The sequence below is a fragment of the Enterobacter quasihormaechei genome (assembly GCF_004331385.1).
Taxonomy (GTDB): Bacteria; Pseudomonadota; Gammaproteobacteria; order Enterobacterales; family Enterobacteriaceae; genus Enterobacter; species Enterobacter quasihormaechei.
In genome coordinates this window covers 16,258-35,876 of sequence record NZ_SJON01000017.1, presented here as the reverse complement: position 1 = coordinate 35,876, position 19,619 = coordinate 16,258, and the positions used below count along the sequence as shown (strand labels likewise).

The 19,619-nt window shown below is 56.3% G+C and carries 23 protein-coding genes; 8 read left to right on the top strand and 15 right to left on the bottom strand.

Annotated features, from left to right (window positions below; all coding sequences use genetic code 11):
* Positions 1-6: 6 nt before the first annotated feature.
* From fliP to fliF, 11 genes are all read right to left on the bottom strand, one after another.
* Positions 7-750: a flagellar type III secretion system pore protein FliP gene (gene fliP / locus E0L16_RS18115; RefSeq protein WP_063865288.1), complete on the bottom strand. Its 744-nt coding sequence runs from the start codon at positions 748-750 to the stop codon at positions 7-9.
* Positions 747-1,142, bottom strand: a complete 396-nt coding sequence (gene fliO, locus E0L16_RS18110; RefSeq protein WP_063865289.1) for a flagellar biosynthetic protein FliO — start codon at positions 1,140-1,142, stop codon at positions 747-749. Before fliO ends, fliP begins: the two co-directional genes overlap by 4 nt.
* Positions 1,142-1,525 carry a flagellar motor switch protein FliN gene (gene fliN, locus E0L16_RS18105; protein ID WP_063865290.1) on the bottom strand — a complete coding sequence of 128 codons (384 nt, stop codon included), beginning with the start codon at positions 1,523-1,525 and terminating at the stop codon, positions 1,142-1,144. Before fliN ends, fliO begins: the two co-directional genes overlap by 1 nt.
* 7 nt (positions 1,526-1,532) lie before the next feature.
* The gene (gene fliM, locus E0L16_RS18100) at positions 1,533-2,525 is read right to left on the bottom strand and encodes a flagellar motor switch protein FliM (protein ID WP_063865291.1); all 993 of its coding nucleotides are present in this window, start codon (positions 2,523-2,525) and stop codon (positions 1,533-1,535) included.
* A gap of 5 nt (positions 2,526-2,530) precedes the next feature.
* Positions 2,531-3,037 carry a flagellar basal body-associated protein FliL gene (fliL, locus tag E0L16_RS18095; RefSeq protein ID WP_064909795.1) on the bottom strand — a complete coding sequence of 169 codons (507 nt, stop codon included), beginning with the start codon at positions 3,035-3,037 and terminating at the stop codon, positions 2,531-2,533.
* 127 nt (positions 3,038-3,164) lie between these two features.
* The gene (locus E0L16_RS18090; protein ID WP_131637686.1) at positions 3,165-4,229 is read right to left on the bottom strand and encodes a flagellar hook-length control protein FliK; all 1,065 of its coding nucleotides are present in this window, start codon (positions 4,227-4,229) and stop codon (positions 3,165-3,167) included.
* Complete coding sequence (gene fliJ, locus E0L16_RS18085) at positions 4,226-4,657, bottom strand: flagellar export protein FliJ (RefSeq protein ID WP_063865295.1); 432 nt, start codon at positions 4,655-4,657, stop codon at positions 4,226-4,228. The genes E0L16_RS18090 and fliJ overlap by 4 nt, the downstream gene beginning before the upstream one ends.
* 21 nt (positions 4,658-4,678) lie before the next feature.
* Positions 4,679-6,052: a flagellar protein export ATPase FliI gene (fliI, locus tag E0L16_RS18080; protein ID WP_064909799.1), complete on the bottom strand. Its 1,374-nt coding sequence runs from the start codon at positions 6,050-6,052 to the stop codon at positions 4,679-4,681.
* Positions 6,049-6,753: a flagellar assembly protein FliH gene (locus tag E0L16_RS18075; RefSeq protein WP_064909801.1), complete on the bottom strand. Its 705-nt coding sequence runs from the start codon at positions 6,751-6,753 to the stop codon at positions 6,049-6,051. The genes fliI and E0L16_RS18075 overlap by 4 nt, the downstream gene beginning before the upstream one ends.
* A complete protein-coding gene (fliG, locus tag E0L16_RS18070) occupies positions 6,740-7,726 on the bottom strand; it encodes a flagellar motor switch protein FliG (protein ID WP_063865299.1) in 987 nt (328 codons plus the stop codon). The genes E0L16_RS18075 and fliG overlap by 14 nt, the downstream gene beginning before the upstream one ends.
* A complete protein-coding gene (gene fliF / locus E0L16_RS18065; protein WP_131637684.1) occupies positions 7,723-9,393 on the bottom strand; it encodes a flagellar basal-body MS-ring/collar protein FliF in 1,671 nt (556 codons plus the stop codon). The genes fliG and fliF overlap by 4 nt, the downstream gene beginning before the upstream one ends.
* 264 nt (positions 9,394-9,657) lie before the next feature.
* On the opposite strand from fliF, the gene fliE reads away from it, so the two are divergent.
* Genes fliE through E0L16_RS18025 form a run of 8 tightly spaced genes read left to right on the top strand, consistent with a single transcriptional unit; the run spans position 9,658 to position 16,602 of the window.
* Positions 9,658-9,981, top strand: a complete 324-nt coding sequence (fliE, locus tag E0L16_RS18060; protein WP_063865301.1) for a flagellar hook-basal body complex protein FliE — start codon at positions 9,658-9,660, stop codon at positions 9,979-9,981.
* A gap of 15 nt (positions 9,982-9,996) precedes the next feature.
* Positions 9,997-10,851, top strand: coding sequence for a CheR family methyltransferase (locus E0L16_RS18055; RefSeq protein ID WP_131637682.1), 855 nt, complete (start codon positions 9,997-9,999; stop codon positions 10,849-10,851).
* A complete protein-coding gene (locus E0L16_RS18050; protein WP_131637680.1) occupies positions 10,848-11,909 on the top strand; it encodes a protein-glutamate methylesterase/protein-glutamine glutaminase in 1,062 nt (353 codons plus the stop codon). Before E0L16_RS18055 ends, E0L16_RS18050 begins: the two co-directional genes overlap by 4 nt.
* Positions 11,899-12,285 carry a chemotaxis response regulator CheY gene (gene cheY / locus E0L16_RS18045; protein WP_063865304.1) on the top strand — a complete coding sequence of 129 codons (387 nt, stop codon included), beginning with the start codon at positions 11,899-11,901 and terminating at the stop codon, positions 12,283-12,285. Before E0L16_RS18050 ends, cheY begins: the two co-directional genes overlap by 11 nt.
* 5 nt (positions 12,286-12,290) lie before the next feature.
* A complete protein-coding gene (gene cheZ, locus E0L16_RS18040) occupies positions 12,291-12,932 on the top strand; it encodes a protein phosphatase CheZ (protein ID WP_063865305.1) in 642 nt (213 codons plus the stop codon).
* A gap of 18 nt (positions 12,933-12,950) precedes the next feature.
* Positions 12,951-14,096, top strand: coding sequence for a flagellar biosynthesis protein FlhB (gene flhB, locus E0L16_RS18035; protein ID WP_063865306.1), 1,146 nt, complete (start codon positions 12,951-12,953; stop codon positions 14,094-14,096).
* Entirely contained in the window at positions 14,096-16,189 is a 2,094-nt protein-coding gene (gene flhA / locus E0L16_RS18030) for a flagellar biosynthesis protein FlhA (RefSeq protein ID WP_131637677.1), read from the top strand. Before flhB ends, flhA begins: the two co-directional genes overlap by 1 nt.
* Entirely contained in the window at positions 16,186-16,602 is a 417-nt protein-coding gene (locus E0L16_RS18025; RefSeq protein ID WP_427854541.1) for a flagellar protein FlhE, read from the top strand. Before flhA ends, E0L16_RS18025 begins: the two co-directional genes overlap by 4 nt.
* A gap of 128 nt (positions 16,603-16,730) precedes the next feature.
* On the opposite strand, the gene E0L16_RS18020 is transcribed toward E0L16_RS18025, so the two are convergent.
* Genes E0L16_RS18020 through E0L16_RS18005 form a run of 4 tightly spaced genes read right to left on the bottom strand, consistent with a single transcriptional unit; the run spans position 16,731 to position 19,609 of the window.
* Complete coding sequence (locus tag E0L16_RS18020; protein WP_082830919.1) at positions 16,731-17,150, bottom strand: ATP-binding protein; 420 nt, start codon at positions 17,148-17,150, stop codon at positions 16,731-16,733.
* Between the two features lie 7 nt (positions 17,151-17,157).
* The gene (locus tag E0L16_RS18015) at positions 17,158-17,496 is read right to left on the bottom strand and encodes an STAS domain-containing protein (protein WP_112792914.1); all 339 of its coding nucleotides are present in this window, start codon (positions 17,494-17,496) and stop codon (positions 17,158-17,160) included.
* The gene (locus tag E0L16_RS18010) at positions 17,493-18,698 is read right to left on the bottom strand and encodes a PP2C family protein-serine/threonine phosphatase (RefSeq protein WP_131637675.1); all 1,206 of its coding nucleotides are present in this window, start codon (positions 18,696-18,698) and stop codon (positions 17,493-17,495) included. The genes E0L16_RS18015 and E0L16_RS18010 overlap by 4 nt, the downstream gene beginning before the upstream one ends.
* 11 nt (positions 18,699-18,709) lie before the next feature.
* On the bottom strand, positions 18,710-19,609 hold the full coding sequence (locus tag E0L16_RS18005) for a hypothetical protein (protein WP_112792912.1): 900 nt from the start codon (positions 19,607-19,609) through the stop codon (positions 18,710-18,712).
* Positions 19,610-19,619 lie beyond the last annotated feature (10 nt).

Here is a 19,619-nt window from a genome sequence, read left to right as displayed (position 1 = left end):
AGGCTCCTATGAGTAAAAGCTTTGCGCAAGCGAACCGACCAGCAGCTGCCAGCCATCCACGAGGACGAACAGCATCAGCTTAAAGGGCAGCGCAATCGTCGCTGGCGGAACCATCATCATCCCCAGCGCCATCAGAATGCTGGCCACCACCAAATCAATAATCAAAAACGGAATAAAGATGGTGAAACCAATCTGGAAGGCGGTTTTCAGCTCGCTGGTAACGAATGAGGGCACCAGAATACTCAACGGCACGTCCTCCGGGCCGGTAAGGGCCGGCGTTTTAGCGATGCGGGCAAACATCGCCAGATCGGCTTCTCGAGTCTGCTCAAGCATAAAAGCCCGCAGCGGTTTTACGCCTTCCTTCAGGGCCGTTTCCATGGTGATTTTATTGGCCTGCAACGGCTGCCATGCCTGTTCATAGATCTGGTTGAGCACGGGTGACATCACGAAAAAGGTCAAAAACAGAGCCAGCCCCACTAATACCTGATTAGGCGGCGCGGTCGGCGTACCAAGCGCGTTGCGCATCAATCCCAGCACAATAACGATACGCGTAAAGCCAGTCATCATCAGCAGTACCGCGGGGATGAACGTGAATCCACTGAGCAGCAGCAGCGTCTGAATCGGTAGCGTCCAGCCTGCACTTCCCGACGAACTGGCCAGCGTAATGTCGCCGTTAGCGGCGAGCGCAGAGGCGACGGGCAGCAGCAGACCAACGCCCGTCGCGGCACGGGCAATCAACAGACGGTTCATTTTTGCTCACCACCCGAACGGTATTTATGAAGAAAGTTATCCAGCATGGCGGGAAAAGCCGCTGAAGGAGCCGCCTGCTCAGGCACCTCTGGCCTGTCCTGTACGGTGAGACAGCTAATGTGCGTCGCGGTAACACCCAGCACCAGACGCTGTTCGCCCACGTCAACCACCACCAGCCGTTCGCGCGAGCCGAGCGGTTTACTGGCCACCAGCGATACCGCACCCTGGCTTTCGCGGGAGCAACGCGCCAGCCCGCTGCGGCGGGCGATCCACGCCAGCAGTACCATCAGCATAATAATGAGCATGAGCGTACCGATGACCGATAGCGCGATTGCGCCGCCAGAGAGCACGTTTGTGCTCCCTGCGGCAAAAGAGGGTTGTACTGCGTTCATTAGCGGCTCAGGCGATGCATTCGCTCGGATGGGGTAATAATATCGGTAATACGAATCCCGAATTTATCGGACACGACCACCACTTCGCCCTGGGCAATAAGGTAGCCATTGATCAGAATATCGAGCGGCTCGCCCGCCAGGCCGTCCAGCGAAACCACGGAGCCCTGGCTTAAGCGCAGCAGCTCTTTGATAGTCATTTTTGTGCGGCCCAGCTCCACGGTCATTTTGACAGGGATATCCAGAATCAGGTTCATCTCTTCAGAAAACTGAGGAACCGCGCTTTGCTCTGTACTTCCCGCAGCGTTCTGCTCGTTCAGCGCCTCACCCCAAAGATTGTCCATAGACTTATCTTCAGATCCCGACGAGTTATTCATGTCGCTCATGGGGAAATCACTCCTTATTGAAAGTTTTTAATGCTGGCTGATTCATCTGATCGACCTTCAGAGCATATTGATTATTTACAGAGCCATATTTCGCGGTAAATACCGGCACGCTGCCGACGTTCGCTACTATAAACTCCTGCTTATCCAGCGGAATAATGTCGCCTTTTTTCATCTTCATGACGTTCGACAACCGCGTGTTGATGTCGGCAAATTGCGCCACCAGCTCCAGCTCGGTTTCACGCATCTGGCTTGCCAGCATGCTGCGCCACTCAGAGTCCTCATGGCGCGAATTATCCATCGGTGGATTGCTTAACAGTTCGCGCAGAGGCTCTATCGTGCTGAAGGGAATACAAATATTGAACTCCCCGCGATGCGAGCCGATTTCCACGGAGAAAGGCGTGGTGACGACAACATCGTTCGGAGAAGAGGTGATATTGGTAAATTTCACCTGTATTTCTGAACGGATGTATTCCGTCTTAATTTTATAAATAGAGCCCCAGGCAAACTCATACGCCTCGCGTGCCATTGTCAGCATACGGTGGATCACCCGCTGCTCGGTCGGGGTAAATTCCCGCCCGTCCGCCTTCGTCGGGAAACGCCCGTCTCCGCCGAACAGGTTATCCACGGCCATAAATACCAGACCGGAGGAAAAGGCCATCAGCGCGGTCCCACGCAGGGGATTAAGGTGCAGCAGGTTCAGGTTGGTTGGCACCGGTAAATTGCGGGCAAACTCATGATACGGCTGGATCTTGATATTTCCCGCCGTAATATCTGAACTGCGGCGCAGCAGGTTAAATAACCCCATCCTGAACTGTCGGGCAAAGCGTTCGTTAATAATTTCCAGAGAATGAAGTCGCTCGCGAATGACGCGTCGCTGGGTATTGGGATCGTAAGGTTTAATCCCCGCATCTCCCATGCTTCCATGGAGGTCATCGGGACTCTCCGTATCAGCATTGAGCAGGCGATCGATCTCATCCTGTGATAAAAAACTATCAGCCATTGTGTTTACCGCAGAATAAATTCATTAATCAAAACGTCAGTGACGTTAATCTTTTTGTTGAACGCCAGCGGTTTTTTAAGCTCATTTTTGATGTTGCTAATCAGCTGGCGTTTGCCTTCATCCGTTGAGAGCGTTTCATACGTTTGCTGAGAAAGCAGCATAAACAGTCGGCTACGATATTCCGGCAGGAATTTCTCAAGCACCTGTACGGACGACGTATCGCCAAGCCGTACGGACAGCCCAATATAAAGCACGCGATCCGACTCGTGCTGCGTCGGGGTCAGGCTCACGGTAAAGGTATTCATCGACACGTATAGCGGTTCAACTTGCTGTACCGCCGGGGCTTCATGCTCACTTCTCGAATGGTTGTCCGTCTGCGCGTGTGCATATTTCATCGACCAGAACAGATAGCCTGAAAAACAGCAGGCTGCGAGGGCAATCAGAAACATTAGTATTAACAGAAGCGAGCGCGACCCTCCGCGAGCCGCAGCATTTTTATTTTTGTTACCCATTACGTAAATCCAATAAAATAAGAGAGGCAGCAACCTGCCCCTCGATAAATACGGCGGACATTGTAGTCCATTTAATCAGCAGAATAATCAGGAGATAAAATTTCATTCCTGTCGGCAATTCAACAATTCAGACAAAAGTGTTAATGCCGTATATATTTCCTTGCGTCGATGTTAATAATCCCGGCACATTGTCTTCCTCCACGAACACATTGTCTGCGCCTTGAGCGGTGTGCTGCTCTTCAGGATGATGACGTCCCTGCTCGCCACCGCCAGTATGAGGTCGATCGGGGCTCACGCTCGCCTGGCCCAGCTGGAGCCCGGTTTCCGCTAAAGCGGCCCGCAGGTGCGGTAGCGCAGTCTCCATCATCTGCCGCACCTGAGCATGTTCGCTGACGATATGGATCTGCGCCTGGTCCTGCTGCACGCGCAAAGAGATATGCAATGAGCCCAGCTCCTGAGGATGCAGGCGAATCTCCGCATTGTGCAGGTTGTCGCGGCTGAACAGGGCAATATGTTGGCTCACCGACTGCTTCCATTCGGGCGACTCCAGCGGATAACGGACGTTGACCACCTGCTGTGAAACAGGCTGACTGGCCTGTCGCGCCGTTGACGGCTCCACCACAACGCTCTGAACCGACGGATCGCAGGTGGCGTGCTGCGACGCCTCTCCCTGATGTACCGTTAAGCCTGGCATCACGGCGCTGGTGCCTGGGGCTTTCCCCCCTAACGCCTGTGCCTGCACCTGGAGAGGGGAATCTTCTTGTCGGGCGGGCTTCAGCTTAAGATCGTCAACAGGGATCGCTAAGGTCGCTTTATCGCCAGCGATCGCTTCTCGGGGCAGACTCGTCTCAGCCAGGGTCGAGGACTCTGTCGCAGCGCTCCTCGCCTGGCGGGTGACGATCTGCTGAAGCTGCCACTGCGGGCTTTCATTACCGGGAGAGGCGCTGATTCTGACCTCTGCCAGCGCGTCATCGCTCGCCTCCGGCTCAGCTGCCGGTGGCAAAACCGGCTGCGGGACAGAATATCCCTCATAACTTACCCGTTGCGCCTGAACGTCCAGGCCAGGCAACAACAGCCCCATCTGTGCCAGCCTGTCGTCGAGCGTAAGAGCAAACTCCTCGCCGATGAGTTTTCCTTTTCCTGCTCTCGTCGGCGCTCCGCCGGACAGCAGAGCCGTAATATCAATATTCATAGCCTTTCTCTTTTCTGTCCGGCACGCTGGGCGAATTCGTCCATCATTTTTTGCTCCTGGCGGCTCTGTGCCATGGCCAGTGCCGCCTCGCGGCGGTCGATGAGGGTCTCAAACGCATTAAGGCGCTGCTTTTTCTGTAGCCACTTCTCTTTGGCCCGGTCCACGGCTTGTTCACAGGTGGAAACATGCGATTCATGCTGCTTCACCACCTGGTTAAGGGACAAAATGAAAGACTGTTGATTAACCAGATCCGCCATCGACATACCGCTGCCGAGCAGCCCCTGACGCAAAGATTGCTGATACTCGCGCTCATAATGCTGAAGCTGTTCGTGCTGGGCCACGGCTTCCATAAGCGTCTGCTGGACGCTGCCGAGAGCGCGAGTGGTCTCCGTAAGCGTTTCCTGAGCCATGTCACGCAGCATGACCATTGGATTATTCACTTTCACGTTTTATCCCGCCTGTTCAACGATGTCAGGGAAAAGCTGGCTCAGCGCGGCAATGGCCTCGTCGTAACCGCTCCGCTCGTGTATTGCCTGATGCAGGAAGGCTTCCAGCGCAGGATACTGATCTATCGCCCGGTCGAGCAGCGGATCGCTGCCCTTCACGTAAGCGCCTACGCTGACCAGATCCCGGTTGCGCTGGTAGGTAGACAACAGCTGCTTAAAACGCTGAACCTTGCGGTACTGGACATGCGGAATAAGCTCCGTCATCGCACGGCTAATAGAGGCTTCAATATCAATAGCAGGATAATGGCCCGCCTCAGCCAGGCGACGCGAAAGCACGATATGGCCATCGAGGATCGCACGCGCCGAATCGGCGATCGGATCCTGCTGATCGTCCCCTTCGGTCAGTACCGTATAAAAGGCGGTTATCGATCCGCCGCCACGCATGCCGTTACCGGCACGCTCGACCAGCGCGGGCAGACGCGCGAATACCGACGGTGGATAACCTTTGGTTGCGGGCGGTTCACCGATAGCCAGCGCCACTTCACGCTGCGCCATGGCATAGCGCGTGAGGGAGTCCATAATCAGCAGAACGTTCATCCCGCGATCGCGGTAATCCTCGGCAATACGGGTGGCGTATACCGCACCCTGCATGCGCAGGATCGGCGAGACGTCAGCAGGTGCGGCGATCACCACCGCGCGTGAAAGCCCCTCTTCGCCAAGGATGTTCTCGATAAAATCTTTTACTTCACGCCCGCGCTCGCCAATCAGCCCGACGACGATGACGTCTGCGGTGGTGAAGCGGGCCATCATGCCGAGCAGCACCGACTTACCCACGCCCGAGCCGGCAAAAAGGCCCATACGCTGTCCGCGGCCAACCGTCAGCAGGCCATTTATGGCCCTCACGCCTACGTCGAGCACAGACTTGATGGGATCGCGGTGAAGCGGGTTAAACGAGGGGGTAAACAGGCCGGCCACGGGTTTTCCTGCCGCTGGACGTCCATCCAGGGGGCGGCCCTGTGCGTCAAGCACGCGCCCCAACAGGTGTAACCCCACCGGCAGCTGTTTACCCGCTCCCTTATCGGACTCTGGCGCGTACACGCGCGCACCGGGAAGAATACCGTCAACATGTTCAAGCGGCATAAGATAGAGCGTCTGACCGTTAAACCCGACCACCTCACACTCGACCGGTAAGATAGCCTGTCCGGTCTGACGTTCAACAATGCACAGCGCGCCTATCGGCAGCTTCAGGCCAACGGCCTCCATCACCAGCCCGGTTGCGCGCGTCAGCTTGCCGTACTGACGAAAGCGCGGGAGCTCGCCGAGCTTCTCTTCCACCCGATCCATGACGGAGAGCCAGTTTTTTAACTGCTGGCTCATTGGGACAGTTCCTCCCGGGCGAGCTGACAGAGAGACTGCCAGCGCGTTTCCATTGTGGCGTCATACTCCACGTCCGGCGTGACCACACGGCATCCCCCTGCGGCCAGCTGGGGATCGCTTTGTAAGGACCAGCCCATCGAGGAGAGCGTCTCGCCGATCGCCTGGGAAACCATGGGCAGATCCTGCGGGTTCACATGCAGTTCGATCGGGCCGTTGAACAGGCTATCCTGCTTCATTAACTGGCGGATCTGCGCAAGCAGAGCATGGTTATCCGCCACGCTCAGGGTGCCGTACAGCTGCTGTACCGCGGTCAGCGCCAGCTGAACCAGACGTCCGGGAATAAGGCTATCGAGATTCGAAAGCGCAAGCTTGCACTGCGTCACCCACTCTCCGGCCTGGAGCAGTAAAGCCTGCTGTTCGGCGCGGGCCTGTTCCAGCCCCTGCGCCAGACCCGCCTCGCGGCCCTCTTTCAGACCGGCCTCATAGCCCTCGCGACGGCCCTCTTCTTTGCCTTGCGCCAGTCCCTGAGCAATACCCTGCTGTTCAGCCTGCTTACGCAGGCGTGCCAGCTCGGCCTTAAACTGTGCGTCAGAATGGCCGGTATCCTGCGTCTGCAACGGGACTTCAGCCGTTTCGTTTAACAGATCCTCAGGCTGCCAGCTGCGCCACTGGGCGGCGCCATTGGCATCAAACGTAGGCATCGTCGCTGCCTCCAATGATGATTTCCCCTGACTCGGCAAGGCGTCGAACAATGTTCAGAATCGTCTTCTGCTCGGCTTCCACCTGGGACAAACGCACCGGGCCGCGCGATGCCAGATCTTCGGTCATCAGATCCGACTGACGGCGCGACATATTGCGGAAGAACTTGGCCCGCAGCGCTTCGTCTGCTCCTTTGAGGGCGATGATAAGGGTTTCGCTTTCCACCTCCTGCAACAGACGCTGGATGCTGCGATCCTCGACATCCACCAGGTTTTCGAACAAGAACATCTCGTCGATAATTTTCTGCGCCAGCTCGCTGTCGAAATCGCGAACCGCCTCAATGGCGGCCTCTTCCTGCTGGGATTTCATCAGGTTTAAGATCTCCGCAGCCGGGCGCACGCCGCCCATTTTGCTGCGCTTAAGATTCTGACCGTGAAGCAGACCGTTGAGTACCTCCGTCAGTTCCTGTAGCGCGGCGGGCTGAACCCCGCCGAAGGTGGCGATACGCAGCATAATGTCGTTACGTTCACGATCGTCGAATTTGCTCAGGACGTCCGCCGCCTGGTTACGCTTTAAGTGGACCAGGATTGTGGCGATAATTTGCGGGTGTTCTTCACGAATCAGATCGAATACCGCCAGCGGATCCATAAAGTTGAGCGTTTCGATCCCGTTTCCACCCTGGTGGGTATCCAGCAGATCCTCAAGCAGCGTTGACGCACGCTCTTCACCCAGCGCCTTAACCAGCACGCTGCGCAGATACTCGTTCGTGTTAAGGCTCAGCGCGGCATACTCGCTGGAGTCATTTTTAAAGTCGCGCAGCACGGCGGCCATTTGATCGTGAGTAAACCCCGCCATGTTGACCATGGAACTGCTGATGGTCTTCACCTCATGCGCGTTAAGGTGCTTAAAGACTTCGGCGGCCAGGACATCGCCCAGCGTCAACATAACGATGGCGCTTTTCTCTGCGGCATTCATGATTTGAGCTCCTGATTCATCCACTGACGAATAACCAGCGCAATAACCCGCGGCTCTTGTTCCGCCAGTTCCCGTAGCTGCTGACTGTTAAGTTCCGTATCCACGCGCTGCTGAGCGCGGTCACGCGCATCCTTCTCGGACGCTTTCTTGCGGGCGGCCAGCTCTTCCTGACGCGCCTCTTTTTCCATTTCCATGCGGCGCAGGCTGGTTTCCTGATGGCGGATCCAGGCCGGATGAACGAGCTTACGCCACATGATCCAGGCGATAATCGCAATAACCAGATAACGCGCAATCGCCATCATCAACTGATAAAACGTGTCCTGCTTCCAGAATGGCGGGAGCTCCTCTTCCTCAACCCCGTTAAACGGCGAGTTCAGGATATTGACGCTGTCTCCGCGTGAAGCCGTATAGCCGACAGCCTCCTTTACCAGAGCATTAATACGGTTCAGCTCAGCCTCACTCAGCGGACCCGGCTTCCCCTCAGCGCCTTGCGGCAGGTGGTTTATCACCACCGCGACTGAAAGACGATCGATGCGTCCCATAGCATTTTTGATATGGGTTAGCGTGCGATCGACCTCAAAGTTGGTGGTCTCATCGTTGTGATTGTTGTAGGGCTGTGAACGGTCATTTCCGGTGCCTGCGGTATTGGTCTGAGCGGCAGGCTTGTCAAGCGGCTGCGTAAGTGGCGCAGTGGCAGGTGCTGGCGGCTGATTAGTCAGCGCACCCGGTACGCCACCGTTGCCGCGTCCGTTACCCTGCTCGGACTGGCTCGTCTGGCGGCTTCGAATCACCATTTTTTGCGGATCGGCGTTGGGCTGATATTGCTCCTGCGTCTGCTCCTGCTGGGTAAAATCAATCTGCGCCGTGACCTGGGCGCGAATATTTTTGCTGCCCACCAGCGGCGCCAGGATCCGCTGGATGCGCTGCTGGTAATCATTTTCGATTTCACTGGTGTACTTCAGCTGCGACGTTTGCAGGCCACGCAGACCGTTTTGGGTCAGCAGCTCGCCCCGCTGATCGACGATAGTGACATTTTCTGCCGTCAGCCCCGTCACGGCGCTGGAGATCAGATGGGTAATGGCAATGACCTGCCCTTCATCCAGGGTACGTCCCTGGATCAGGTTAACGGTGACGGAAGCCGTTGGCTGTTTTTGCTCACGCACAAACATCGTCTGCTTGGGTGTGGCAAGGTGAACGCGCGCCGTTCTGATCGGACCCAGGTTTTCAATGGTGCGCGCCAGCTCTCCCTCAAGCGCTCGCTGATAGTTAACCTGTTCGCTAAACTGGCTAATACCAAACTTTTCCTTATCCAGCAGTTCAAACCCGACGGAGCCACCTTTTGGCAGCCCCTGCTGGGCCAGCTTCATGCGCACTTCATGGACCTGCCCTTCCGGAACCAGAATAGCGCCGCCCGGCGCGTCGATGCGGTAAGGGACATTCATTTGCGACAGCTGGGCAACGATGGCCCCGCCGTCCTCATCACTGATATTGCTAAACAACACGCGATAGCCTGGCTCTTTTGCCCAGAACATAAGCGCAATTAATACCGATACGGCAGCCGCGGCGCAAATGACCAGCGATAGCTTCGGGCTGGCGCGAAGCCATGACAGAGCCGATTTAATTCGGTCAGCCGGATTATTCGTTAAATCATTTAATGTGGCACTCATGCCGTGATCCTGTAAGAAATAGCACGCACAATAATGCGCGTCAGCGCCTGTGATATCGCAGGGCTGATAACGACGATTTCAAATTAAGAGAAATTTTCAGGCGGGCATTATCGTCTGAAAGGCCGATTTTTTAAGGATAAATAAGCTTAAAGTAATGTTCGCTTATTGGATTTTATGGCCATTTTGCCTACGTGTTAAACTACCAACGTTTAAAAGATAGGTAATAAATGTGTGCTTTTCCCTTATTAATTCAGGAAGTCATCAATGTCAGCAACATTAATGCGTGGCGTACTCGATCAAATTAACGCTCAGTCACAGCAAATCGCCGGCATGAGCCGAAACCAGCCTGCCGCGCTGAAAAACACGCCGTCGTTCTCTGACATTTTATTTAACAGCATCAACGAAATTAATGAAACTCAGGTTAACGCGAAAGAAATGACGCAGCAGTGGATGTCCGGCAGTAGCGATATTGGATTAAATGACGTAATGCTGGCAATGCAGAAATCCTCCATTTCTTTTAGCTTCGGTGTGCAAGCGCGCAATAAAATGCTCAGTGCCTACCAGGAAATCATGAATACCCCGGTATAAGGCATTTCTCTTTCTATGAGTGAATTTAAAGACATTCCCGTGCGCTTATCGCAAAATAAATTTACGTTATCCGATTCTGAATTACAGCGTATCGGGCAACTGATCTATCGCCGCGCCGGGATTGTGGTCAACGCACAAAAACGAGAGATGATTTTTAATCGTTTATCACGGCGGCTACGGGCGCTGGGGATTGACACATTTCTTGAGTACATCAGCATTCTGGAATCCCACAGCGAGCATCCGGAATGGCAGAACTTTGTCAACGCGCTGACAACCAATCTGACCTCTTTCTTTCGCGAAAGCTACCATTTCCCGGTGCTCGCAGAACACGCCCGCCAGCGGCCCAACGGCTACCGCGTCTGGTGTACTGCTGCTTCTACCGGGGAAGAACCTTGCTCCATCGCCATGACGCTGGACGAGGCCCTGGGTAGCGCGACGGGAGGGCCACGCGTCTGGGCCTCTGACATTGATACCGAGGTTTTGGCCAAAGCGGAGGCAGGGGTCTACCGCTTGTCCGACCTGCATTCGCTGACCCTGGTGCAAAAACGCCACTATTTTTTGCGCGGCTCGGGTGAAAACAGCGATCGGGTGAAGGTAAAGCCAGAACTGCTGGCCGCTATTCACTATCAGCGACTCAACTTGCTGGACAATAACTGGCCGCTGCCCGGACCGTTTGACGCCATCTTTTGCCGCAACGTGATGATCTATTTCGATGCGCCGACGCAGAAGCGTCTGCTTGAGCGCTTTGCCCGCATGCTGAAGCCAGACGGCCTGCTGTTTGTTGGTCACTCTGAACATTTTAACCATCCGCACATCCCACTCAGGCTTCGCGGCCAGTCGGTGTATGAGCTTACGGAGGCCTTACGGTGAAACGGATACGGGTGCTGACAGTTGATGATTCTGCGCTTATGCGCAACATCCTGAGCGCAGTGATCAATCAACAGCCAGATATGGAGATGGTCGGCACCGCGCCAGATCCGCTGATCGCACGCGAGATGATTAAGCAGCTCAACCCCGACGTGCTGACGCTGGATATCGACATGCCGAAAATGGACGGGCTTGAGTTTCTCTCCCGTTTGATGCGCCTGCGTCCCATGCCGGTGGTGATGATCTCCTCGATGACCACCCGAGGTTCGAAGGCGACAATGGCCGCGCTGGAACACGGCGCCGTCGATTTTCTTGCCAAACCCGATCAGCGTATCGCCGGAAATCTGGAACTGTGGGGTGTGCAGGTTGCAGAGAAGATCCGTATTGCCGCGAAGGCAAAACTGGGGCGTCAGGCTGAAGCGGCCGCGCCGATACTGCGGGGCATTACCGTGGACCCGCAAAGCATTATGGCGATTGGCTCCTCGACCGGCGGGACGGAGGCGCTCCGCCAGGTATTAACGCCGCTGCCGTCCAGCGTCCCCGGCATCCTCATCGCCCAGCATATGCCCGCCGGATTTACCCGCTCGTTCGCCCAGCGTCTTGATTCACTTTGCCAGATAAAGGTGCATGAAGCGGATGACGGCGAACCGGTCCTTCCGGGTACGGCCTTGATTGCCCCCGGCGACAAGCATATGGAGATCGTCCGTCACGGAAAAGGGTACGCCGTCAGGTTGACCAACGCGCCCCCCGTCAACCGTCATCGCCCGTCTGTAGACGTTCTGTTTAACTCCGTTGCCCAGCTGGTGGGCGCACATGCCAGCGCCGCCATCCTGACCGGAATGGGAGCCGACGGTGCGCGCGGGTTGCTGGCGTTGCGCGAAGCGGGCGCGTTTACCCTCGCCCAGAGCGAAGCGAGCTGCGTGGTATTCGGTATGCCTCGCGAAGCGATAGCCCTTGGTGCCGCCCGGGAGATTGTCGATCTCAATAAAATTAGCCAGCGACTGCTGGAGAGTTTCAGCCATAAACCACGACGTTCAGGAGAGAACACACATGTCGGATAAAAACCTGCGTTTTTTGGTGGTGGACGATTTTGCCACCATGAGACGTATCGTACGTAACCTGCTTCAGGATCTGGGTTATTCAAATATTGAAGAAGCGGAAGATGGTCAGGACGCGCTGAACAAGCTGCGCGCCGGTGAGTTTGATTTCGTGGTGAGCGACTGGAATATGCCTAACCTTGATGGCCTTGAGCTGCTGAAAACCATTCGCCTCGATCCGGCGATGGCAAAGCTGCCGGTACTGATGGTCACAGCGGAAGCAAAGCGGGAAAACATTATCGCCGCCGCGCAGGCGGGTGCCAACGGTTACATCGTTAAACCGTTTACTGCCGCCACGCTTGAAGAAAAGCTTGGCAAAATTTTTGAAAAACTCGGGTGAATACTATGACCACTCAGCCTGGCGAGATCGCGGAACCGCCGAAGGATCTCTTTTTGCGTATCGGTCAATTAACCCGGCTGCTGCGCGACAGTATGGCAAATCTTGGCCTGGAGCAGGCCATTAAAGAAGTCGCGGACGCGTTTCCCAATACGCGCGACCGTCTTAACTACGTTGTGGGCAAAACGTCTCAGGCCGCCGATCGCGCGCTGACGGCCGTCGAGGTGGCACGACCGCTCCAGGAAAAATTAGGTGAAAATGCCGGTAAGCTTACTGAACGGTGGGACGCCTGGTTTGAAGCGCCACAGCCGCTTGACGAGGCGCGCGAACTGGTAAAAGAGACACGTACCTTTCTGCTGGACGTGCCGGCCACCGCGCAGCAAACCAACCAACAGCTCACCGAAATAATGATGGCGCAAGACTTCCAGGATCTCACCGGTCAGGTGCTGCAAAGCCTGATGCAGGTGATCCAGACCGTCGAGACCGAGCTCATCAGCGTGCTGGTTGAAAACATGCGCGAGCGTGACGCGGGTATCGAACAGAGCGGTGACGCCCATCTCAAGAACGGCCCGCAGATTGATACCAGCGTCGCCGGGATTGTCGCCTCGCAGGAACAGGTGGATGACCTGCTGGAGTCGCTGGGCTTTTGATGACCCCAGGCTAACACTATGTCTGAAGAGAGCGAAAGCGACAAAACAGAAGACCCCACACCCCACCGAAAACAGAAAGCACGGGAGGAAGGCCAGGTTCCGCGTTCGCGCGAGCTGACCACCCTTGCCATGCTTCTGGTGGGCTGGGGGCTTATCGTCGGCGCAGGTAGTCATCTGGCGACGCAGCTTGAAACTATTCTGCACAACGGGCTGACCTTTGATCGGCTGCTGATCCGCGACCCGCAGAATATGTTACATCGTGCCGCCTCGCTGTTGAGCATGGCCTTTCTCGCTATTCTGCCCTTCGCCGGTGGGCTGTACGTGACCGCAATAACGGCACCGTCGATTATCGGCGGCCTGAACGCAAGCAGTAAGGCGCTAAAGGTTAACCTCAAAAAACTGAATCCCGTTACCGGCATTAAGCGCCTTTTCTCTGCCCAAATGGTATCAGAGATGATCAAAAGTATCCTCAAGGTGCTGTTGGCCGCCACCGGGGGAGGACTGTTTTTAATGCTCAATAAGAGCAGGTTCATCAATTTAATGTATGAACCGCTGGGCGGCGCGCTAACCGATATCAGCAAACTGCTGATTGGCTGCATGCTGTACGTGATTTTGTCACTGATCCCCATGGTGGCCTTCGACGTGATTTATCAGCTCTGGAGCAACTTTAAGAAGCTGAGAATGAGCCGCCAGGAAATAAAGGATGAATTCAAAAACCAGGAGGGTGACCCGCACATTAAGGGTCGCGTCAGGCAGATTCAGCGCCAGATGGCACAAAGCCGCATGATGGCCGAGGTGCCCGCCGCCGATGTGGTCGTCAACAACCCGACCCACTATTCCGTGGCGCTGAAGTATCAGGAAGGCACCATGGGCGCGCCGGTCGTCGTCGCAAGCGGCAGTGGCCTTATTGCCCTGCGCATCCGCGAGTTGGCTGAAGAAAATCGGGTTCCGATGCTGGAAGCGCCACCGCTGGCGCGCGCGCTTTACCGGCACTGCGAGCCGGGTCAGCCGGTGCCCGGTGAATTATATAACGCTGTTGCCGAAGTCCTGGCCTGGGTATATAGCCTGCGCCGATGGCGTAAAGGCGTTGGCTTGCGCCCAACAGAACCTAAAGATTTGCCGGTTCCTCCGGCGCTCGATTTTGCACAAGAGAGTAAAGAGTAATGGCTAATATCGCCACCAAATTACGTTTGCCCGGCATGAAGGAGACCCAGTGGCAGGTACTGGCTGGTCCAGTCCTGATCATGACCATTCTTGCGATGATGATCCTGCCGCTGCCAACCTTCGTGTTGGATTTGCTGTTCACCTTCAATATTGTACTGGCGATTATGATCCTTCTGGTCGCCATGTTTACCCAGAATACGCTGGAGTTTTCCGCCTTCCCGACGGTACTGCTCTTCTCAACGCTGCTTCGCCTGGCGCTCAACGTGGCCTCAACGCGCGTCATCCTGATGCATGGCCATAATGGTGCGGACGCCGCGGGCCAGGTCATCGAAGCGTTCGGTCACTTCCTGGTAGGCGGCAACTTTGCCATCGGCATTGTCGTATTTATCATACTGATAATTATTAACTTTATGGTTATCACCAAGGGGGCCGGGCGTATTGCAGAAGTGGGCGCTCGCTTTACCCTTGACGGTATGCCCGGTAAACAAATGGCCATCGATGCCGACCTGAACGCCGGCCTGATCGGCGAGGAGGAGGCCAAACGCCGTCGAAAAGAGGTGACTCAGGAGGCCGATTTCTACGGCTCCATGGACGGTGCGAGCAAATTTGTACGTGGCGATGCCATCGCAGGCCTGCTGATCATGGCAATAAACATTATCGGCGGCCTGATTATTGGCGTAATGCAGCATGATATGACCCTCAGCGCAGCGGGAGAAGCCTACACCCTGCTGACTATCGGTGATGGCCTGGTTGCGCAGATCCCGGGACTGGTGATCTCCACCGCGGCAGGCGTCGTTGTAACGCGCGTGGTCAACGAGCAGGACGTCGGCGAGCAGATGGTCGGCCAGCTGTTTACCTCTCCCCGCGTGCTGGCCCTCTCTGCGGCGGTAATTGGTCTGCTGGGGCTTATACCGGGCATGCCCAACCTGGTCTTTTTACTGTTTACGTCCTCACTTTTAGGCATTGCCTGGTGGCTGCGGGGCCATGAAGGGAAGGCGAAAAAAACGGGCGCAGCGCCCTCCGCCCCTAGCCGAGCTGAAGCCGACGTGGCGCAGGTTAATGAAGCGACATGGTCTGACGTGCAGATGGAAGATGTACTGGGGCTGGAGGTTGGCTATCGACTGATCCCTATGGTCGATCACGAGCAGCAGGGTCAGCTGTTAACCCGCGTACGGGGTATTCGCAAGAAGTTCGCGCAGCAGATGGGCTTTCTGCCGCCAGCGGTTCATATTCGCGATAATCTTGACCTGCCGCCGACCCACTATCGTATTTTGCTAAAAGGGGTGACGATTGGTAAAGGCGAGGTCCAGCCCGATCGCTGGATGGCGATCGATCCTGGCTGTGCAGAGGGTGAAGTGCCCGGCACGCCCTGTAAGGAACCGACCTTCGGTCTTCCAGCCCTCTGGATCGATGAAGTCCACCGCGAGCTGGCGCAGACGCTGGGCTATACCGTGGTGGATCCGTGTTCCGTTGTCGCTACGCACCTGAACCACCTTATCAGTACCCACACGGACGAACTTTTCGGTCGCCAGGAGGCGCAGCAGCTGCTCGACCAGCTCACCAAACAGTCACCGAAGCTGGTAGAGGATTTGATCCCGGCGGTAATCAGCCTGACAACGCTGCACAAAGTGCTGCAAAATTTGCTCTCCGAGCGCGTGCCCATTCGCGATATGCGAACCATTATCGACACGCTGGCCGAGTATGCCACCCCTCAGTCTGACGCTGACGAGCTGACGGCCCGCGTGCGCGCTCGCCTCTCCCGGGCGATTACGCAGCAGTGGTTCCCGGGCGACGATGATATCCAGATAATCGGCCTTGATATGTCACTTGAACAGCTGCTGGTACAGGCAACCCAGAGCGGAAGCGCCATCGAGCCGGGAATTGCCGAGAATCTAATGAAACAGACCGAGCAGGCGTTGCAGCATCAGGAAGCGCTGGGTGCACCGCCGGTTCTGCTGGTAAACCCGGCTCTGCGTTTGATGCTGTCCCGCTATTTACGCCGCATCTTCCCTCAGCTTGCAGTGCTTTCCAGCCAGGAGATAAATACTCAGCGCAACGTGCGCATGACGTATCTCATTGGAGGTAAGTCGTGATAAGAGCCGCCCTGCTTGCTCTGCTGCTTGCGCCACCGGCGATTGCCGCTGAGGGTTCATGGAGCAGCCATAGTTTTGGCGGCACGCTGTCGCGCGGCAAGCAGGTACTGAAAAGTCGCCCGGTTCAGCCCGCCGCCCCCCTTCCAAAAGGGGTGACGCCGACGCACCTGCTGTGGAAGATTACGCCGGACGGCCCCACGCCGCCGGGCTTTCGCATTCGCGTCTGTAGCAGCCTGCGCTGCCTGATGCTCAGGGAACTGGCGGGTGAAATCCCGTTGCCGGCAGGTTTTCCGGCCGCGGGCCCCTTTCGCTTTGAGTATCAGTCGGTAGCGCGCGGCGTAATGACGCCGCCGCTGACGATACTGAAAAATGAAATCACGATAAGGTATCGCGATCAGGGGCGATCGCCGTAAGCGCCTCTATGGCTGCGTAACCGATGCCGACATCCTGCCCGCCACAGCGCGTCGGCCGGTCCGATACTGGCGCAGATTGTTAACTGCGCCCATTCTGTCCCTCACCAGACCTTCTCCACGGTCAAACATTATCCGACCATCGCCTTCTCCAGAACGGTAATATTTTTCCCTGCAACGTTTTCCACCGTGAAATTATCGGCATACAGCAAAATGAGTTTCAGTCCTCTGCCGCTTTCAGCCAAAAGACAGCCGTCGAACGTCACGTCTTCACGCCCCGCCGCGAGACGTTCAGCAGGAAAGGCATCGCCATCGTCCGTAAAACGCAGCGTCGCGCCCGAGCGGGTAGCGATGAACTCCACGGTGAAGCAACGTTCCGGGTCCTCATGTAACGCATGGCGAATAATATTGGTTGCCGTTTCACAGGCGGCGAGATCGAGCGCAAAGCGCCAGTCATCGCTGACGGACAGCGAAGCCATCTGACGTTCAAGCCACGCCGCAAGCGGCGAGACTGAGCTTAACGAGGCGGGAAGCGTGATGTCGTTAGCCACGGTCAACTCACTGATTAAGCAGCGCAAGTGCCGTAGCGCGATCCGGGCAGATACGAAATATGCGATCCATACGTGTCAGGGTGAACATGTTGCGTATACCGGGGTTCAGCGCGCACAGCACCATGTCACCTTTACCGTTCATCATTTTGAGCAGCGATACAAGCGCGCCCAAACCGCTACTGTCGATGAAATCGATTTTGCTGAAGTCGACAATCAGGGCTTTACGATCCTCACCGAGCTCCCGGGTGACGGCATCTTTAAAGGCCGCCGCCACCGAGGCGTCAAGTCTTCGCACCGAGGGCGTCATGATATTCACGCCGGGATGCCTTTCTGTATCAATATTCATTGTCTTTCTCCAGTACGCTCAATAATTAACAGGGACACATCGTCGGCCATTGCCTGGGGTTCCCGGCGTTCCCCACTGCGCCAGTGAACAAGATGCTGCGCAAACTGCGGTAAGAGCTGTTCCAGCGCTAGCGTGGCATCACGCTGAAGCCGATGCTGCAATCGCGCCTGCCCAAACTGTTCGTTATCAGGGTTCTCACACTCGGTAATACCATCACTGAACAGGCAAAGTCGTTCGCCCGGTGCCAGCGAGAAGTTCACGTCTGTCCAGCACAGATCCGGCATCAATCCTACCGGCGCGCCGCCTTCACCGACCGTCCTGATCTCGCCGCCAGGGTTTACAATAAAGGGAGTGGGATGCCCGGCCTGGCAAAGCTTGCCTTCACCTGTAGACAGGTCGATAACACCGTAAATCATGGTGAAATAGCTCATTATCTCCACCTCTTCGCTGCAAAATCGCCCGTTCAGGATCCGAACGACGTCCGCAGGAGAGGCAACATCGCTATCGTCCGCAAACAGAAATCGCTCCACCGCCCTGCCATGCAGAAACTGACGGGCCACGGCAAGCGACATCATCGCCGCGCCGACGCCGTGCCCGGATACATCCACGCAGTAGAATCCCAGGTGATTGTCCAGCGGGAAGACATTGAAAATATCGCCAGACACCCAGGCTGACGGCAGGAAAATCCAGTCGGCAAAATAATCCCGGTAGCGCAGCTGATGCGCGGGCAGCACCGACTGCTGGATCCGTGCCGCCACCTCAAGGTCTTGCTCTATCTGCCTTAGCGCCTCGCTGAGGCGCGCATTACGCGCAGCAAGCGTGGCTTCAAGGGACAAAACCCGTGCCCCCGCGTGCAATCGCGCCCGCAGCTCACTCTGCTCGACCGGCTTATTGAGAAAATCATCCGCCCCGGCGTCAAACCCCACCGTCAGATCGCCCGGCTCTTCGCGCGCGGTAAGCAAAATTAAATAAACATAATGTCCAAACTGACGGCTGCGAACCTCCCGGCACAATGTCAGGCCATCCATTTCCGGCATATCCCAGTCGCTAATCACCAGGCTGACGGGCTGGTTTTCAAGGATCTCAAGCGCGGCGACGCCGTTCTCCGCCTCGTAGACGATGTATCCCCACTGCGTCAGCATTCGGCTGAGCAGGCGACGATAAACCAGCGAATCTTCAACAATCAGGACGTGCTGTGACACCCTACGCCCTCCTAAAGCGGTAAGAACCAGATGACGCTGACGGTGCCTTCCCGGAATTTGCCGCTGCCGCTCTGGTGGCCGGGGTAACGGGTGCCGGAATAGTTAGCGTACTGAACGGAGAATGAACCCGGCGTATAGCCCGCGTAGCCAAAGCTATAGCTATAGTCGCCGTTCCAGGGTTGTTGCTGGCTGCTGTCCGGGAACCAGAACGCCGTAGCGCGCACGAAGAAGTGCTGCTTAAAGGTATAACCACACCCGCCCAATACCACGTTCTTGTTTTTGCGGATATCGTTGCTGTCCAGATCGTAATAGCGCGGAACCCAGCTGTAGCCCATCTGGCAAATGATGGAGTCGCCTTTGTTGATCAGGAGCGTATTCTCCACGGGCTTCGGCAGTGAAAATTTATACGCCAGCGTCACGGCCCCCTGTTCAAAATAGGTGTGACGACGGGTTCCTGACGTCCAGAAACGGTTATCCCCGTAATTGCTGTACACCAGGCTGACCGTGTTGGCATGCCAGTCGTCATAGCCAAAGCTGTAACGAAAATCAGCCGTATAGCGGCTGGTGTCCGTCACCGGCAACCGCGATGTCACGTTGGCAAACCAGTAACTGTAGGGTGAGTATTGCAGGCTGAGATTGAGCGTCTGGTTGTATTTACGTTTCTGCTCCGCGCTGTCCGAGCTGTTCGGGATGGTCATCCACTGCTCTTTCAGTCCGGAACTAAAGCTCAGCGCGCCAGAGAAGACGTCTTCATTCCCCGAGAACAGGCGACCCCAGCGGCTGGTGAACACGCCTGCCTGCACCGGCTCGCCGTTCTTGTCACGTAGCGATTCCGCATCGTCCTTCGGCGCAGCCTCTGTGCCGGTGGCAACGCACAACAGCGCACAGGTCAGCAACAATTTATCCCGCATCTGCCCTTCC

What these genes read in the sequence shown, in the direction of transcription:
- fliP (WP_063865288.1), bottom strand. Translation starts at nt 750, where the DNA reads ATGAACCGTCTGTTGATTGCCCGTGCCGCGACGGGCGTTGGTCTGCTG.
- flhA (WP_131637677.1), top strand. Translation starts at nt 14,096, where the DNA reads ATGGCTAATATCGCCACCAAATTACGTTTGCCCGGCATGAAGGAGACC.
- fliJ (WP_063865295.1), bottom strand. Translation starts at nt 4,657, where the DNA reads ATGGTCATGCTGCGTGACATGGCTCAGGAAACGCTTACGGAGACCACT.
- E0L16_RS18005 (WP_112792912.1), bottom strand. Translation starts at nt 19,609, where the DNA reads ATGCGGGATAAATTGTTGCTGACCTGTGCGCTGTTGTGCGTTGCCACC.
- E0L16_RS18075 (WP_064909801.1), bottom strand. Translation starts at nt 6,753, where the DNA reads ATGCCTACGTTTGATGCCAATGGCGCCGCCCAGTGGCGCAGCTGGCAG.
- fliO (WP_063865289.1), bottom strand. Translation starts at nt 1,142, where the DNA reads ATGAACGCAGTACAACCCTCTTTTGCCGCAGGGAGCACAAACGTGCTC.
- E0L16_RS18055 (WP_131637682.1), top strand. Translation starts at nt 9,997, where the DNA reads ATGAGTGAATTTAAAGACATTCCCGTGCGCTTATCGCAAAATAAATTT.
- E0L16_RS18090 (WP_131637686.1), bottom strand. Translation starts at nt 4,229, where the DNA reads ATGAATATTGATATTACGGCTCTGCTGTCCGGCGGAGCGCCGACGAGA.
- cheY (WP_063865304.1), top strand. Translation starts at nt 11,899, where the DNA reads ATGTCGGATAAAAACCTGCGTTTTTTGGTGGTGGACGATTTTGCCACC.
- E0L16_RS18015 (WP_112792914.1), bottom strand. Translation starts at nt 17,496, where the DNA reads ATGAATATTGATACAGAAAGGCATCCCGGCGTGAATATCATGACGCCC.
- fliM (WP_063865291.1), bottom strand. Translation starts at nt 2,525, where the DNA reads ATGGCTGATAGTTTTTTATCACAGGATGAGATCGATCGCCTGCTCAAT.
- fliN (WP_063865290.1), bottom strand. Translation starts at nt 1,525, where the DNA reads ATGAGCGACATGAATAACTCGTCGGGATCTGAAGATAAGTCTATGGAC.
- fliL (WP_064909795.1), bottom strand. Translation starts at nt 3,037, where the DNA reads ATGGGTAACAAAAATAAAAATGCTGCGGCTCGCGGAGGGTCGCGCTCG.
- fliI (WP_064909799.1), bottom strand. Translation starts at nt 6,052, where the DNA reads ATGAGCCAGCAGTTAAAAAACTGGCTCTCCGTCATGGATCGGGTGGAA.
- flhB (WP_063865306.1), top strand. Translation starts at nt 12,951, where the DNA reads ATGTCTGAAGAGAGCGAAAGCGACAAAACAGAAGACCCCACACCCCAC.
- fliF (WP_131637684.1), bottom strand. Translation starts at nt 9,393, where the DNA reads ATGAGTGCCACATTAAATGATTTAACGAATAATCCGGCTGACCGAATT.
- fliG (WP_063865299.1), bottom strand. Translation starts at nt 7,726, where the DNA reads ATGAATGCCGCAGAGAAAAGCGCCATCGTTATGTTGACGCTGGGCGAT.
- cheZ (WP_063865305.1), top strand. Translation starts at nt 12,291, where the DNA reads ATGACCACTCAGCCTGGCGAGATCGCGGAACCGCCGAAGGATCTCTTT.
- fliE (WP_063865301.1), top strand. Translation starts at nt 9,658, where the DNA reads ATGTCAGCAACATTAATGCGTGGCGTACTCGATCAAATTAACGCTCAG.